Here is a 15,231-nt window from a genome sequence, read left to right on the forward strand (position 1 = left end):
GGCTTCAGGCCAGGCGCAGGTTCCGGGCGCGGCGGCTGATGCGCTGGTTGACCAGCAGGCCGACGCTGCTCAGGGCGATGAAACTCAGGGCCAGGGTGGTCTGCAGGTCGCTGGCGCTGAGGTTGATCACGGCGCTGATCAGCCCGCCCATGACGAAAATCAGCGTGTTGCCGGCCGAGGCCGAGGCGCCGGCATTGTCCGGGAACAGTTCCATGGCCCTGGACGTGGCGGCGGGCCGGGTGATGGTGGTGCCGGCGGTGCAGATGATCATCGGCACCAGCACCGTGCTGATGGACAGGCCGAACTGGCTGGCCAACAGCAGCATGACCAGCCCGGCGAGGAAGATCAGGCACAACCCGGTAATGATCTGGGTGCCGGGCTCCAGGTATTTGTTGAGCACCCCGGCTACCACCCCGCCAATCACGTAGGCCGCGCCGTAGAGCAGCAGGGTCAGGGAAAACTCGTAGCTGCTGAGCTGCAGTTGCTCCAGGAAGATCAGCGGCGAGACCACGATGAAGGAGAAGTGGCAAGCGAAGACGATGGCCGAGATCAGCCAGTAGGCGACGAAACTGAAGTTGCTGCAGACCCGTCGGTAGGCCTGGAGGATGCCGGTGCGCGGGCCGCTCCTGACGATCGGCGGGTTTTCCAGGGTGGCCAGCGCCTTGAGAAACACCAGGACGGCAATCGCGCTGAACACATAGAAGCTGCCTGGCCAGCCCATCAGGCTTTGCAGCAGGGTCCCGGCCAGGGGCGAGAGGGAAATGCACAGGCCGCTGGCGGTGACCATGAGGATCCGCAGGCGGTCGCGCTCCTGGCCGACGAACAGGTCCTGGACCAGCGCCTGGGACAGCACGAAGCAGCCACAGCCCAGTGCCTGGACCACGCGAAACACCAGAAACCAGTTGTAGTCCCTGGCCCAGACGCAGCCCAGAGCGCCGCCGACCGATACGGCCATGCCGGCCAGCAGCAGGGTCTTGCGGCCCAGGGCATCGGACAGCGGGCCGATCAGCAATTGGGACATCGAGATGCCGATGGCGAACAGGCTGACGGACAGGGCGATGTCGGCGGCGCTGGTAGCAAAGTGTTGGGACAGTGCAGGAAAAGAAGGCAAGAGCACGTCGATCGGGAACACCCCGAGCATGACCATGGCCATGAGCAAGACAATGGCGCCGACCTTCCTGGTCGTGGAGGCAGAGTCATCCCTGATTTCAGGCATCGATCAGTCCTGTCTGGGTGAAGAGTCGGCGGTTGTCGTCGTGCTCGAAGAAACCTGCGCGCTTCATTGCTTGCAGGGTGGCGCCGGCGATCGAGCGGGCGCGCAGCACTTCTGCACTCGGCTGAATCAGGCTGTGGATGGCGGCATGTGCCGCGGCGAGGGGAATGCCGGCCTCGTTCAGGCTTGCGCTCAGCCACTCCTGGTCCACGGCAGCGAAGATGAAAATGATATCGATCAGTTGGCTGGCGGAAAAAACCTGCTGCTGCGGCGACAGTCGTGCCCAGACATAGTCGAACACTTCGCTGAAATAACGACTGTGCCGGGCCTCGTCTTCCAGGTGCTCCCTGAACATCTGGTAGACCGTGGACACCAGCCCATCACCGGTGATGCTCAGCAACTCCTTGGCAATGATGGTTTCGGAGACGAAACCCAGCAGGAACCAGACCAGGGGCCGTTGAGAATCGGCGCAGCGGGCCAGCAGGTCGTGCATCAGGCGGATGCGCCTGGGCAGTGGCTGCCAGGCTGGCATGGCGTACCCATTCGCCACCTGCTCCGCCAGCTTGAAGGAGAACAGGGCGTGATAGCCCTCGTCGGTATACAACTGCAGGGCCGCGATTTTCATCGTCTCCGGCAGCTCGATCGCCAGCTCCCCGTGGATCAGGGTTTCCACCGAGCGGTTGACGATCTTGTGCTCCAGGATCGTCGTGTAGTGCAGGAAGTACACCAGGTGGTTGGCCGCCAGGCGCTGCTGTACCGTCCTCCCGGCGTGCTGGATGGCCGGGTCGGCGAAGTAGGGGATGAAGGCCGGCGGAAACCAGTCACGGGTCTGCAGTTCCTGTTCGAGCTCGCTGTGGGGCGGTAGCTGGTAGCTGCTCTTGCGCGAGCGCACCGCGGAGCGGTTGTCCCAGTCGCCGAGGGAGTAGGGACGCCGGCCTGCCGGGGCCTCTTTGGACGATGCGGCGGGGTGCATTACTGTTCGCGCTCCCGCTGTTCGATCAGGGCCTTGAGTTCCTTGCATTGCACCTGGCCATCACCTTGGCCGCAGCCGACAAAGAACAGCGGCTGCTCCGCGGCGTCCTGCAGCCCCAGCAATTGCTCCACGCGCTCGTCGCTCAGGGCTCCCGTCAGCCAGGTGTCCAGGCCCAGGGCAGTGGCCGCGAGCTGGAAGGTTTGCGAGATATGCCCGGCCTCGACATAGGCCATGCGGTAGGCCCGGGAGTGTTCGTATTTCCACCACAGCTTGTCGAAGCGGCAGGTCAGGAACAGGCCCAGGGGCAGTTCGTTGACGAAGTGCTGGCCAGCCAGCAGCAGGCCCAGGGGTTCTTCTGGAAGCGGGTGCACGGGCCGCAAGGCGTACAGCTCCGGGTGGTAGTAATAGAGGCCCGGCTCCAGGCCGCGGACCCTGGCGGCATAGACATAACCCTCGCAGGCGTTCAGGCCACCGCCGGAAGGGCTGCTGCGCCTTGGCCGCAGGGCTTCGGGGACGGTCTCGTCCGTGTCGGCTTCCCGCTCCTTGAGGTAGCCCAGGGACAGGTAGAGCAGGGTGCTGAGCTCTTCCAGGGCCACGGCCTGCTGGGAAAAGGAGCGTGAAGTCTTGCGCTGCAGCAGCACCTGGTTCAGGGAGCTGGCGGTTTCCAGTACCGGCGCGGGCAGGCGGATCAGACCATCGTGGGAGGTTTCGGCAAAGCGGGCTGAGGGGGCCGGGGTGTCCAGTACCTGATCGCAATGCTCGAGGTATTGGGCGGACCACTCATGAATATCCTGGGGCACTTGCTCGAAAGGCAGGTTCTTGGTGCCGATGTGGAAGATCCGCGACAGTTCATCCCAGCCCCATTCAAGTGGCTCGAAAGTCTCGTTGGACAGGAGCCCGGCGGCGGCGAATGCACTATCTATTTCATTCTTGTCGTCATACTGCGAAAGGTCTTCGACAAGTTGTATGAGGCGTGTGGAATAGATCGAGTCCAGTTCGAACTGAGTGTGATCTTTATAGTTCCAGATAACAGTGAAGGGCGGGCGGGCAAGTATGAAAAAGTTCGGGTTTATTTGCATGTTCTTTTAAAACTCTGAACTTGACCAAAGATGAAGCTGGGTAGCCGGCACTCCCCAGTTCATCAATTACTTAGCGGGATTTAGCCGCTGCGAGGCAAGCCAGGTTGGCGATCTTTTTCGATTCGAGGGAGATAGCTTTCATTGTTATTGCTCCTAAACGATTTGAATGAATGTCGCTTCCTAAGCGACTTCCGAAGAGTAGACAGCAATAGAGAGGAATCAAGTAGTTATTAGGTAAGTGATTGCCTAGAGCACTGTAGGATATTGGCTAGTTACTTTGATGGATCATAGGTATATAAGCGCGGGTTTCCCTGGGTTATCCAATGGCCCGGGCGGCGAGAGGGGAGAAGCGAGAGGGGAGCGAGGCGCTCGAGCGGTTGCCCAGGGATGCTGTGGCGTCCCCGGGCAGGCAGTGGCTCAGCTGTTGGGCAGCAGGCGGCAGGTGATGCTCTTGATGTAGCGGGTTTCCGGAATGGCCGGGTGCACCGGGTGGTCCGGGCCCTGGCCGCCGCGCTCCAGCAGCTGGATGTTGCGGTCCAGGTGGCGGGCGCTGGTCAGGAGGATGTTCTGCAGGTCGTCCTCGGGCAGGTGCATCGAGCACGAAGCGCTGACCAGGATGCCGTCCTTGTTGAGCAGGCGCATGGCTTGCTCGTTAAGGCGGCGGTAGGCGCCTTCGCCGTTCTTCAGGTCTTTCTTGCGCTTGATGAAGGCGGGCGGGTCGGCAACGATCACGTCGAAGCGCTCTTCGCTGGCCTTGAGTTCCTTCAGGGCTTCGAAGACGTCGCCTTCGATGCAGGTCATTTTCTCGGCAAAGCCGTTCAGCGCGGCGTTGCGCTCCACGCCGTCGAGGGCGAAGGCCGAGGCGTCGACGCAGAACACTTCGCTGGCGCCGAAAGCCGCGGCCTGCACGCCCCAGCCGCCGATGTAGCTGTACAGGTCCAGCACGCGCTTGCCCTTGGCATAAGGCGCCAGGCGGGCACGGTTCATGCGGTGGTCGTAGAACCAGCCGGTTTTCTGGCCCTGGATCACCGGGGCTTCGAACTTCACGCCGTTCTCTTCCAGGGCGACCCACTCCGGCACCAGGCCGAACACGGTTTCGACGTAGCGGCCCAGGCCTTCGGCGTCACGGGCGGCGGAGTCGTTCTTGAACAGGATGCCGCTGGGCTTGAGCACCTGGGTCAGGGCGGCAATGATGTCGTCCTTGTGGGTTTCCATGGTCGCGGAGGCGATCTGTACCACCAGGATGTCGCCGAAACGATCGACCACCAGGCCCGGCAGCAGGTCGGAGTCGCCGTACACCAGGCGGTAGAACGGTTTGTCGAACAGGCGCTCGCGCAGGGACAGGGCCACGTTCAGGCGGTGCACCAGCAGCGACTTGTCCAGGGCCAGCTTGGCATCGCGCGACAGCAGGCGGGCGCAGATCAGGTTGTTCGGGCTCATGGCGACCACGCCCAGGGGCTTGCCGCCGGCGGCTTCCAGCACTGCCTGGTCGCCTGCCTTGAAGCCGTGCAGAGGGGTGGCGGCTACATCGATTTCGTTGCTGTAGACCCACAGGTGGCCGGCGCGCAGGCGGCGATCGGCGTTGGCTTTGAGGCGCAGGCTTGGCAGGGACATGACGTCGCTCCGGAAAAAAGGGCGCGATTATACCCCGTCGCGGGGCGCAAGCGATGGCCAATGGACCTGCGGCGGGAGCCCTTTGCCGCAACCATTGGGTAAAGTTCCTGTCCGGTCGCCCAACATTCCCGTGTTAGAGGTTAGAATCCCCGGCTCACCCAGAGCGTGTACTTATGTCCCAAGAGCTATCAGCCGAACAGATTCAACAGGCCCTGCAAGGCATCAGCGTGCCGCCCCAACCGCAAATCATGGTGGATTTGCAGATGGAGCAGTACATGCCCGATCCCGATCTGGAGGTGATCGCCAAGCTGATCTCCCAGGACCCGGGCCTGTCCGGCGCGTTGCTGAAGATCGTCAATTCACCGTATTACGGGCTGAGCAACAAGATTGCTTCGATCCAGCGGGCGGTGAATCTCCTGGGCAGCCGTTCGATCATCAACCTGATCAATGCGCAGTCGATCAAGGGCGAGATGAGCGATGAAACCATCGTCACCCTCAACCGCTTCTGGGACACCGCCCAGGACGTGGCCATGACCTGCCTGACCCTGGCCAAGCGCACCGGCTCCCAGGCCGTGGACGAGGCCTATGCCCTGGGCCTGTTCCATGACTGCGGCGTGCCGCTGATGCTCAAGCGCTTCCCCGACTACATGACTGTGCTGGAAGAGGCCTACGGCAGCGCCGGCCCGGAGCAGCGGGTGGTGGACACGGAAAACCGTGCCTTCAATACCAACCACGCGGTGGTCGGCTACTACACGGCCAAATCCTGGCGCCTGCCGGAGCACGTGACCAACGCCATTGCCAACCACCACAACGCCCTGGCGATCTTCAGCGACGAATCCTCGCGCAACAGCCAACTGAAGAACCTGCTGGCGATCCTCAAGATGGCCGAGCACATCTGCGCGTCCTACCGGGTGCTGGGCAACCAGGTGGAAGACCACGAGTGGAACAGCATCGGCCACCTGATTCTCGATTACGTCGGCCTGTCGGACTACGACTTCGAGAACCTCAAGGAAACCGTGCGCGAGCTGGGCGCACACTGATCGTTCATTTCGCGATGAGTACCAGGGGCGCATATGCCTGAATTACCGGAAGTCGAAACCACCCGGCGCGGAATCGCGCCGCATCTGGAAGGCCAGAAGGTCAGCCGGGTCATCGTCCGTGACCGGCGCTTGCGCTGGCCGATCCCCGAAGATTTGGACGTGCGCTTGTCCGGGCAGCGCATTGTGCTGGTGGAGCGGCGGGCCAAATACCTTTTGATCAATGCCGAAGTCGGCACCCTGATCAGCCACCTGGGCATGTCCGGCAACCTGCGTCTGGTGGAGGTTGGGCTGCCGGCGGCCAAGCACGAACATGTGGATATCGAGCTGGAGTCCGGCCTGGCCCTGCGCTACACCGATCCGCGGCGCTTTGGCGCCATGCTCTGGAGCCACGACCCGCTGAATCACGAATTGCTGGTGCGCCTGGGGCCCGAGCCGCTGACCGACCTGTTCGACGGCGAGCGCCTGTATCAGCTGTCCCGCGGACGCTCCATGGCGGTCAAGCCGTTCATCATGGACAACGCAGTGGTGGTGGGGGTGGGCAATATCTATGCGACCGAGGCGCTGTTCGCCGCGGGCATCGACCCGCGCCGCGAAGCCAAGGGGATTTCCCGAGCGCGCTACCTGAAGCTGGCGATCGAGATCAAACGCATCCTGGCGGCCGCCATCGAGCGCGGCGGCACCACCTTGCGCGACTTTATCGGTGGCGATGGCCAGCCGGGCTACTTCCAGCAGGAACTGTTCGTCTACGGGCGTGGCGGGGAGAACTGCAAGGTCTGCGGCACCGGGCTGCGGGAAATCAAGCTGGGCCAGCGGGCCAGTGTCTATTGCCCGCGTTGCCAGAGCTGAGAAGCTTCGCCGGCAAGCCGGCTCCTACAGGTGTTTGTGGGAGCCGAAAGGGCGCCATATCACTCAAGCCTTGCCGGTGATCTTCCGGTACTTGGCCATCAACTCTTCTTCGGTTTCCGGGCGGGCTTCGTCCAGCGGAATGCAATCCACCGGGCACACCTGCTGGCACTGCGGCTCGTCGTAGTGGCCGACGCACTGGGTGCACAGGTTCGGATCGATGACGTAGATCTCTTCGCCTTGGGAAATCGCCGCGTTAGGGCACTCGGGTTCGCAGACGTCGCAGTTGATGCAATCGTCGGTGATGATCAGGGACATGGGGTACTCCGGCCTGGGCGGCAGGCCCGGGCATGTAAAAACGAATGCGCGCAATTGTGCCGTATTGACGCCCACAGTGCACGCGGGCGCGATGGCTGACGTCAGGCGAGGGCCCCGGTGCGGGGCCGCGCGGCTTATTTCTTGAAGCGCAGGGTCAGCGCGTCGGCGACCGCCGGGTGTACGAACTTGGTGATATCACCGCCCAGGGCAGCGATTTCACGGACCAGGGTCGAGGAAATGAACGAGTAGCGCTCCGACGGAGTGAGAAACAGGCTTTCCACGTCCGGGGCCAACTGGCGGTTCATGTTGGCCAGCTGGAATTCGTATTCGAAGTCCGAAACCGCCCGCAGGCCGCGCAGGAAGACATTGGCGTTCTGCTCCTTGGCAAAATGCGCCAGCAGGGTGGAGAAGCCGACGACTTCAACGTTGGGCAGATGCTTGGTCACCTCGCGCGCCAGTTCCACGCGCTGCTCCAGGGGGAACAGCGGGTTTTTCTTGGGGCTGGCGGCAACGGCGATGATCACATGGTCGAACAGGCGCGAGGCGCGTTCGACCAGATCGCCATGGCCCTTGGTAATAGGGTCGAAGGTACCTGGGTACAACACTCGGTTCATCGCGTCGTCCTGGCGGGAATCCGTTGGGGAGTCGGATGGTATCGCAGCCTTCCCGGTCGGCCAAGTCGCCTTTTAGGGAAGAAAGCACTATAGACGACGAGAATATCCCGCTTTTTCACACTGATTTCAGGCGCTCCGCCAAGGCGCTGGCCAATTGCGCCGTGAGCCCATAGACCGACAGCTGCGGGTTGGCGCCGATGCTGGTGGGAAACAGCGAGCCGTCGTGGACCGACAGGTTGTGCAGTTGATGGTGGCGCCCGAGGCTGTCGGTGACCGCGGTTTTCGGATCTTCGCCCATGGCGCAACCGCCCATCACGTGGGCACTGCCCAGGCGGGTGCGGTACAGGGCCAGGTCCAGGCCGTCGATCTGCGCCCGCACTTCGTCGAGGCTCTTGGCGAAGCGTGCATCGCTGTGCAGCGGCTTGACCGCCTTGGCGCCGCCGGCGAACTGGATCTCCGCCATGCTGTGGAAGGCCCGGCGCAGTCCGTCCCAGGCGTAGGGTGAAACCTGATAGTCGAGGACCGGGGTGCCGTCACCCCGCAGTTCGACGTTACCGCCGGTGCTGTCGGGGTGAAAGCCGTCCCGCAGCAGGGCAAGCATGGCGTGGGTGTGGGGCAGTTGCTCCATGGACAGCCCGCTCTGCGGCCCGAACCCGCCCAGCAGGGTGCTGGCCAGGGCCGGCTGCAGGGGCGGCACTTCAAGTTTGTAGGACATCTTGCCGGTGGTGCCGTCCTGCCACTGGAAGTGGTCGGAATAGATCGACTGCGGCGCGCCGTAGAACGGGTTGATCACCTCGTCGAACTGCCCGGCGGAGAAGTTGACCAGGTGCAGGAAGGTGCGTTTGCCCAGGCGCGAATGCGGGTCCGGCGCATCGGAACGCAACAGCAGGGCCGGGCTGTTGATGCCGCCACCGGCCAGCACGTAATGCTTGGCCTTGACCGTGATGGTGCGCCCGGTGGGGGCCACGCAGCGGGCGTCCATGGCCTGGCATTGCAGGCTGGTGACCTTGTCGTCCTTGATCTGCAGGCGCTCCGCCCGGGCTAGGTACAGCAGCTCGCCACCTTTCTCCAGGGTCGCCGGAATGGTGGTCACCAGCATCGACTGCTTGGCGTTGGTCGGGCAGCCCAGGCCGCAGTAGCCCAGGTTCCAGCAGCCGCGCACGTTGCGCGGAATTACGTGCCAGCTGTAGCCCAGGGCTTCGCAGCCCTTGCGGATCACGTCGTTGTTGGCGTTGGGCGGCATGACCCAGGGCGCGACGCCCAGGCGCTGTTCCATTTTCTCGAACCAGGGCGCCATTTCGGCCGAGCTGTGGCCCACCACCCCGTGCTCACGGGCCCAGTGCTCCAGGGTTGGGTCAGGTGTGCGGAAGCTCGACGTCCAGTTGATCAAGGTAGTGCCGCCCACGGCGCGGCCCTGGAGGATGGTGATGGCGCCATCCTTGCTCATGCGCCCGATGCCCTCCTGATAGAGGCTGGTGTAGGCCTGGTCTTCGAGCATCTTGAAGTCGTCGCTGGTCTTGAGCGGGCCTTCTTCGATCAGCAGCACCTTGTAGCCGGCGGCGCTGAGGATCTCGGCAGTGGTGCCGCCCCCGGCGCCGCTGCCGATGATGGCGACATCGGCTTCCAGGGTCAGGTCCTGCTCCAACTGCGAGCCGTTGTAGGTTTTCCAGCCACGATTCAGGCCTTCGCGGAACAGATCAGGTACAGGCATATCGGGTGCTCTCTTATTATTGATGGCTCGGCGCGCATCCACTGTAGCCGCTGCTGAGCCTGCGAAGCTGCGAAAAGGCCCCCAGGGCCTTGCTTGACGATCTGCAGCCGAACCCCCAGTGCCCCGCGAGCGTCCCGCTCGTTCGCAGCCTGTGGCAGCGGCTACAAAGGCCGGTCAGACCTTCGGTGGCCCGGGATAACCGCAATGGGCCCAGGATTCGGGCCGGGTGTACCAGGCCATCATCACCAGTTGCAGCAACGAGGCATGGCCCATGCGCAGCAGGGCCAGGAAGCTGTTTTCCCAGCGGCTGAGGAAATTGCGGATGTCATCCGCGCTGGCGTTTTCCCAACTGCCCCAGATCCCCGTCAGCGGGCCGCGGGTGACCGCCATGCCCAGTACATCGAACAGCTGCTGGGTGAGCTTGAACATCTCGGTCGACAGGTGATTGAGGGCGTTGTCCAGGTTGGCCAGGGTGCCCTCGATGGCGGCGGGCATCTTGTCCGCCGGTACGGCGCCTTCGAGCATCACCGGTATCAGCGCCCGCAGGAACGGCAGGTCATTGCTGCGCAGCATGGTGAAACCGCTGGCGGGCGTGCTGGCGGAGCAACCGCTGAGGCTGGCGCCGAGCCCGGCAGTGGCCAGGAACGCGCTGGCGCAGAGGCCGATTTTCAGCAGGCCGCGCCGTGACAGCGCGGGTGTTTCAGACAGGCTAGGGGTCATTGTTGTTATTACCCGGCGTTGTACTGGTTAACGAATGAACAGCTTCTGGATGAGCTTCTGGATCGATTTGCCATACGGCGGGTAGATCAGGCGGGCGGCGTTGAACCGCTGCTTGATGAACACCCCCTTGGCCTTGCTGAAGGTCAGGAAGCCTTCATGCCCGTGGTAGTGGCCCATGCCGGAAGGGCCGATGCCGCCGAACGGCAGGTCGTCCTGGGCCACATGCAGCAGGGTATCGTTGAGGCACACGCCGCCGGAGTGGGTTTCGTTGAGCACCCGTTGCTGCTCGGCCTTGTCGTAGCCGAAGTAGTACAGCGCCAGCGGGCGCGGACGCTGGGTGATATAGGCGAAGGCCTGGTCCAGGGTCCGGTAGGGCACGATGGGCAGGATCGGGCCGAAGATCTCGTCCTGCATCACGGTCATGTCATCACTGACATTGAGCAGCAGGCTGTGGCCCAGGCGGCGTTCCTGGCTCTGCTCGAACAGTGGCACCAGCAGCGCGCCCTTGCTGGTGGCGTCGCTCAGGTAACCGTTGAGCCGCGTCAGTTGGCGCTGGTTGATGATGGCGGTGTAGTCGGGGTTGTCTGCCAGGGTCGGGAAGAAACCGCGCACCACCTGGCGATAGGCTTCGACAAAGGCGCCTACGCGCTCTTCCGGTACCAGTACGTAGTCCGGGGCGACGCAGGTCTGCCCGGCGTTGAGGGTCTTGCCGAAGGCGATGCGTTCGGCAGCGTCCTTGAGGGGCACGGTGCTGGAGACGATGGCCGGGGATTTGCCGCCCAGTTCCAGGGTCACCGGGGTCAGGTTTTCCGCGGCGGCGCGCATCACGTGCTTGCCGATGCTGGTGGCGCCGGTGAACAGCAGGTGGTCGAAGCGCAGCTTGGAAAACGCCATGCCCACCTCGGCCTCGCCCAGCACCACGCACACCAGGTCCTCGGGGAAGACCCGGGCCAGCAGTTGCTTGAGCAGTTGCCCGGTGGCGGGGGTGGACTCACTGAGCTTGAGCATCACTCGGTTGCCGGCGGCCAGCGCCCCCACCAGCGGGCCCATGCACAGGTACAGCGGGTAGTTCCACGGCACTATGATCCCGACCACCCCCAGGGGCTGGTAGACCACCTTGGCCGAGGCCGGCTGGAAGGCCAGGCCCACGGCGCGGCGGGACGGCTTCATCCATTTCTTCAGGTGTTTGCTGGCGTAGTGGATGCCGTGCAGGCTGGGCATCAGCTCGGCCAGCAGGGTTTCGTCGGCGCTGCGGTTGCTGAAGTCCTGGCTGATGGCATCGATCAGGGCCTGGCGCTCGTTGTTAAGCAGCTCCTGCAGTGCCTTCAGCCATTGCTGGCGCTGCGCTGCGGGGGGCATCGGGTTGGCGGCAAAGGCCCGGCGCTGGGCTTCGAACAGCTCAAGCAGCTCGTCCTGTTGCTGAAGGGAATCCTGCAGGTAAGCGATTTCGGCAGACATGGACGGGCTCCGTCTTTGTAAGGTGGCTAGTTTTTTAGAGCTTATGCTCTAAAATGTCAATTGCCCTCCTGCGCCGGTGGCGATTTATCCCCGGGGGGATAGAACGTAAGATGCACGCCAGCCTTCTGATTAAAGCCCACGCCCATGGCCCCACGCATAAAAACCCGCGAACGCATCGTCCAGTTCAGCCTCGAACTCTTCAACCAGCAGGGCGAGCGTAACGTCAGCACCAACCATATTGCGGCGCACATGGAGATTTCCCCGGGCAACCTGTACTACCACTTCCCCAACAAGCAGGCGATCATCGCCGTGCTGTTTGCCGAGTACGAAAGCCTGGTGGACAGCTTCCTTCGACCGCCCCCCGGGCGCGCGGTCACCGTGCAAGACAAGCGCTACTACCTGCAGGCTCTGCTGGCGGCCATGTGGCGCTATCGCTTCCTGCACCGCGACCTGGAGCACCTGCTGGACAGCGACCCCGAGCTGGCTGCGCGCTACCGGCGCTTTTCCCAGCGCTGCCTGATCCAGGGCATGGCCATCTACGGGCGTTTCGTCGACGCCGGGATCGTCGCCATGGACAAGGTGCAGATCGAATCCCTGACCCTCAATGCCTGGATCATCCTCACCTCCTGGGTGCGCTTTCTGTGCACGACCCGGGAAAACTCCACGCACCTGAGCGAAGAAGCCATCAAGCGCGGGGTGTACCAGGTGCTGGTGCTGGAGGCCGGTTTCGTCACAGACCAGGCCCGGGAAGCGGTCAACGGCCTGTTCGAAGAGTTTTATGTGCCCTTGGCCCAAGCCCTGGAAGAAGTGCAGTAGGATCAACCTCCAACTTATTCACAGGAGCCCGCCATGCCCCTCGCGCAGTTGATCAGCCCGCTTGCCCTGGACCAGAAGAAACAGCAGCCCGGCCTGGTGATTCTGGATTGTCGCTTTGCTCTGGAAGACCCGGATTACGGCCAGCGCAGTTACGCCGACGGGCATATCGCCGGGGCGCATTTCGCGGACCTGAACCGGGATCTGAGCGCGCCGGTGATCAAGGGCGTGACCGGTCGGCATCCGTTGCCGGAGCCCGCGCAGTTGGTGGCGCGCCTGCAGGCCTGGGGCATCGATAACGACAGCGAGATCGTGCTCTATGACGATGGTCCCGGTGCCTACGCCGCTCGTGCCTGGTGGTTGCTGGCCTGGCTGGGCAAGCGTGATGGCGTTTTCATTCTCGATGGTGGCCTGAAAGCCTGGCACGCCGCTGGCCTGCCGCTGAGCCTGGATGCCCCGGAAAACGCGCCGGGGCAGTTCGTCGGGCACCCTGATCACAGCCTGCTGCTGGATGCCGAGCACCTGGGCAAGCGCCTGGGCCAGGCGGACCTGACCCTGCTGGATGCCCGTGGCTTGCCGCGCTTTCGTGGCGAAGTGGAACCCATCGACCCGGTGGCCGGGCATATTCCCGGGGCGCAATGCGCGGCGTTCACCGACAACCTGGGGGAGGATGGGCGCTTTCTACCGGCCGATCAGCTCAAGCAGCGTTTCGCGCAGAAACTGGCCGGGCGTGACCCGCAGCAACTGGTGGCCTATTGCGGTTCTGGCGTCACCGCCTGCCACAACCTGTTTGCCCTGAGCCTGGCCGGCTACCCCCTGGGGCGGCTGTATGCCGGTTCGTGGAGCGAGTGGATCACCGATGCGCAGCGGCCTGTCGCCACCGGTGACTGACGGCCTTTACCCGTAGCCCCTTCGCTGGCAAGCCAGCTCCTACGGCCCGCAGGCCCCCGCGAACCTGTAGGAGCGAGCTTGCTCGCGAAAGCCGCACCGCCCTACTGCAGAACGGCACTGCGATAAGCCGCCGGCGCTACCCCATACACCTGCTTGAACTGCCGACTGAGGTGACTCTGGTCGGCAAACCCCAGTTGTGTCGCCACTTCCAGGGGCAGGCAGCCATCACGCAGCAAGGCCCGGGCCTTGGCGATGCGCTGTTGCATCAACCAGGTGTGGGGCGGAATCCCCGTAGCCCGGCGAAACACCCGGGCGAAATGGAACGGTGACAGGTTCACCGCTGCTGCCAGTTCCTCCAATGAAGGCGGCGCCGCCAGCTGCGAGCGCAGCAACTCCTTGGCCTGGACGATGGCCCGGTGTTCCTGCCCGGGTTCACCTGGTGCCCGCACTCCGGCGTGCCGTTGCAACAGCAACAGCAGCATTTCTCGCCATTGGGTCTGTTGTTGCAGGGCCGTGGCCGGGCTTTCCAGCAGGTGGTGCAGGCGGGCAAAACCCTGTACCAGGTCCGGATCGCGGTACAAGGTGGCGCCGAAGGCCGGCAGGCTGCCGCTGGGCAGTTCCAGTTCATCCAGCAGGCCGAATATCTGCTGGTTCTCCGGGTAGAAGGCGCGGTACAGCCAGCCGTCTTCCACGCCCTTGGCCCCGGTGTGCAGCTCGTCCGGGTTGATCAGCACCAGGGTGCCGCTGCCCGCCAAATGCTCGGCTCCGCGATAGCGGTAGCGCTGGGCACCGGCCATGATCATGCCGATCACATAACCCTCGTGCACATGGGGCACGAAACGCTGCTCGATGTAACGCGCGGCCAGCAACTCGACCCCGGCCAGGGGCGCACTCTGCCAGAAGCGGATCGATTCCCGGGCTGGCTTATCCATGGCGATCCAGGCCAGCCAACCACTGCGGGATCCGCCGCTCCAGGTAATAGCCGGGGTGTTTCAGGCTGCCGTCGACAAAACCCACATGGCCACCCTTGGCCTGCAGCTCGAACTGGGTGCTGGCGGATAGCTCGCTGGCTTCGGGCAGGCTGTGACGGAATACGAAGGGGTCGTCCGCGGCCTGGATGATCAGGGTCGGGGTGCGGATTTGCCCCAGGAAATAGCGGCTGGAGGCACGGCGGTAATAGTCCTGGGCATCGGCAAAGCCGTGCAGCGGCGCGGTGACCCGGCCGTCGAAGTCCCAGAAGGTGCGCATCTTGGTCAGCGGCCCCAGTTGCGCCAGGGTGGCCAGGCCTTCGTGGCGGCCGTCGTGCTGGAACTGGCGCTGCTTGTCCTTGATGTAGGCCAGCATCTCGCGCATGAAGTGCGCCTGGTAGACCTTGGAAAAACCCTGGCCTATGCGATCGGCGCACTGGTCCAGGCGAAACGGCACCGACACCGCCGTGGCGCCTTGCAACGGGCTGTCGCTGCCGCTTTCCCCTAGGTATTTGAGCAGCACATTGCCCCCCAGGGAGTAGCCCACCGCATAGAGCGGCGCCTGGGGGCGCTTGGCCCGCAGGTGAGCGATGGCTGCAGCCAGGTCTTCGCTGGCCCCGGAGTGGTAGCTGCGGGGCAGCAGGTTGGGCTCGCCGGAACAGCCGCGCCAGTTCAGCGCCGCGCTGGCCCAGCCCCGGGTTGCCAGGGCCTGCTGCAGGCCGGCCACGTAAGGCGAGTTGGAGGAACCGGTCAAACCATGCAGCACCAGCACCAGGGGCGCGTCGGCGCTATGGGGCCCGTGCCAGTCCAGGTCGAGAAAGTCGCCGTCGTCCAGCCACAAGCGTTCGCGCTGGCGCTCAAGATGAGTGGTCGGGCGCCACAGCGGGCCCCACAGGGTCTGCAGGTGCGGGTTGCCAAGGCCGAAGGCGGGGGTGAAGCGATCAGGCGAGTCGGGCACGGGGAGGGTCTCGATGCA

The 15,231-nt window shown here is 63.9% G+C and carries 15 protein-coding genes; 4 read left to right on the forward strand and 11 right to left on the reverse strand.

What is annotated here, in order from left to right:
- Positions 1-4: 4 nt before the first annotated feature.
- From AC07R1_RS12945 to AC07R1_RS12960, 4 genes are all read right to left on the reverse strand, one after another.
- Positions 5-1,216 (reverse strand): multidrug effflux MFS transporter, encoded by a 1,212-nt coding sequence (locus tag AC07R1_RS12945; RefSeq protein ID WP_011064048.1) that lies wholly within the window; start codon positions 1,214-1,216, stop codon positions 5-7.
- A complete protein-coding gene (locus AC07R1_RS12950; protein ID WP_041120270.1) occupies positions 1,209-2,186 on the reverse strand; it encodes a diiron oxygenase in 978 nt (325 codons plus the stop codon). Before AC07R1_RS12950 ends, AC07R1_RS12945 begins: the two co-directional genes overlap by 8 nt.
- On the reverse strand, positions 2,186-3,265 hold the full coding sequence (locus AC07R1_RS12955) for a SagB family peptide dehydrogenase (RefSeq protein ID WP_492617814.1): 1,080 nt from the start codon (positions 3,263-3,265) through the stop codon (positions 2,186-2,188). Before AC07R1_RS12955 ends, AC07R1_RS12950 begins: the two co-directional genes overlap by 1 nt.
- 417 nt (positions 3,266-3,682) lie before the next feature.
- Positions 3,683-4,879, reverse strand: coding sequence for a class I SAM-dependent rRNA methyltransferase (locus tag AC07R1_RS12960; RefSeq protein ID WP_011064045.1), 1,197 nt, complete (start codon positions 4,877-4,879; stop codon positions 3,683-3,685).
- Between the two features lie 227 nt (positions 4,880-5,106).
- Here AC07R1_RS12960 and AC07R1_RS12965 point away from each other — a divergent pair, with 227 nt between their 5' ends.
- Positions 5,107-5,919: an HDOD domain-containing protein gene (locus AC07R1_RS12965; RefSeq protein WP_162865006.1), complete on the forward strand. Its 813-nt coding sequence runs from the start codon at positions 5,107-5,109 to the stop codon at positions 5,917-5,919.
- A 33-nt stretch (positions 5,920-5,952) separates the two neighbouring features.
- On the forward strand, positions 5,953-6,765 hold the full coding sequence (gene mutM / locus AC07R1_RS12970; RefSeq protein ID WP_011064043.1) for a bifunctional DNA-formamidopyrimidine glycosylase/DNA-(apurinic or apyrimidinic site) lyase: 813 nt from the start codon (positions 5,953-5,955) through the stop codon (positions 6,763-6,765).
- Positions 6,766-6,828: 63 nt separating this feature from the next.
- Here the strand turns inward: mutM and AC07R1_RS12975 are convergent, their stop codons facing one another.
- From AC07R1_RS12975 to AC07R1_RS12995, 5 genes are all read right to left on the reverse strand, one after another.
- Entirely contained in the window at positions 6,829-7,080 is a 252-nt protein-coding gene (locus AC07R1_RS12975; protein WP_011064042.1) for a YfhL family 4Fe-4S dicluster ferredoxin, read from the reverse strand.
- A gap of 134 nt (positions 7,081-7,214) precedes the next feature.
- Positions 7,215-7,694: a pantetheine-phosphate adenylyltransferase gene (gene coaD / locus AC07R1_RS12980; protein WP_003176711.1), complete on the reverse strand. Its 480-nt coding sequence runs from the start codon at positions 7,692-7,694 to the stop codon at positions 7,215-7,217.
- A gap of 115 nt (positions 7,695-7,809) precedes the next feature.
- Positions 7,810-9,405, reverse strand: a complete 1,596-nt coding sequence (locus AC07R1_RS12985; protein WP_011064041.1) for a GMC family oxidoreductase — start codon at positions 9,403-9,405, stop codon at positions 7,810-7,812.
- A 174-nt stretch (positions 9,406-9,579) separates the two neighbouring features.
- On the reverse strand, positions 9,580-10,125 hold the full coding sequence (locus tag AC07R1_RS12990) for a hypothetical protein (RefSeq protein WP_011064040.1): 546 nt from the start codon (positions 10,123-10,125) through the stop codon (positions 9,580-9,582).
- A gap of 27 nt (positions 10,126-10,152) precedes the next feature.
- Entirely contained in the window at positions 10,153-11,628 is a 1,476-nt protein-coding gene (locus tag AC07R1_RS12995) for a coniferyl aldehyde dehydrogenase (protein ID WP_225369017.1), read from the reverse strand.
- Positions 11,629-11,727: 99 nt separating this feature from the next.
- Between AC07R1_RS12995 and AC07R1_RS13000 the strand changes: the two genes are divergently transcribed.
- The gene (locus tag AC07R1_RS13000) at positions 11,728-12,399 is read left to right on the forward strand and encodes a TetR/AcrR family transcriptional regulator (RefSeq protein WP_011064038.1); all 672 of its coding nucleotides are present in this window, start codon (positions 11,728-11,730) and stop codon (positions 12,397-12,399) included.
- A gap of 33 nt (positions 12,400-12,432) precedes the next feature.
- Positions 12,433-13,287, forward strand: a complete 855-nt coding sequence (locus tag AC07R1_RS13005) for a sulfurtransferase (protein ID WP_053160329.1) — start codon at positions 12,433-12,435, stop codon at positions 13,285-13,287.
- 101 nt (positions 13,288-13,388) lie between these two features.
- On the opposite strand, the gene AC07R1_RS13010 is transcribed toward AC07R1_RS13005, so the two are convergent.
- Together AC07R1_RS13010 and AC07R1_RS13015 are read right to left on the reverse strand one after the other, a co-directional pair.
- Positions 13,389-14,219 carry an AraC family transcriptional regulator gene (locus AC07R1_RS13010; RefSeq protein ID WP_011064036.1) on the reverse strand — a complete coding sequence of 277 codons (831 nt, stop codon included), beginning with the start codon at positions 14,217-14,219 and terminating at the stop codon, positions 13,389-13,391.
- Positions 14,212-15,213, reverse strand: coding sequence for a hydrolase (locus AC07R1_RS13015; protein WP_019095297.1), 1,002 nt, complete (start codon positions 15,211-15,213; stop codon positions 14,212-14,214). Before AC07R1_RS13015 ends, AC07R1_RS13010 begins: the two co-directional genes overlap by 8 nt.
- Positions 15,214-15,231 lie beyond the last annotated feature (18 nt).

This window comes from Pseudomonas sp. GW821-FHT07F01, from assembly GCF_059418825.1.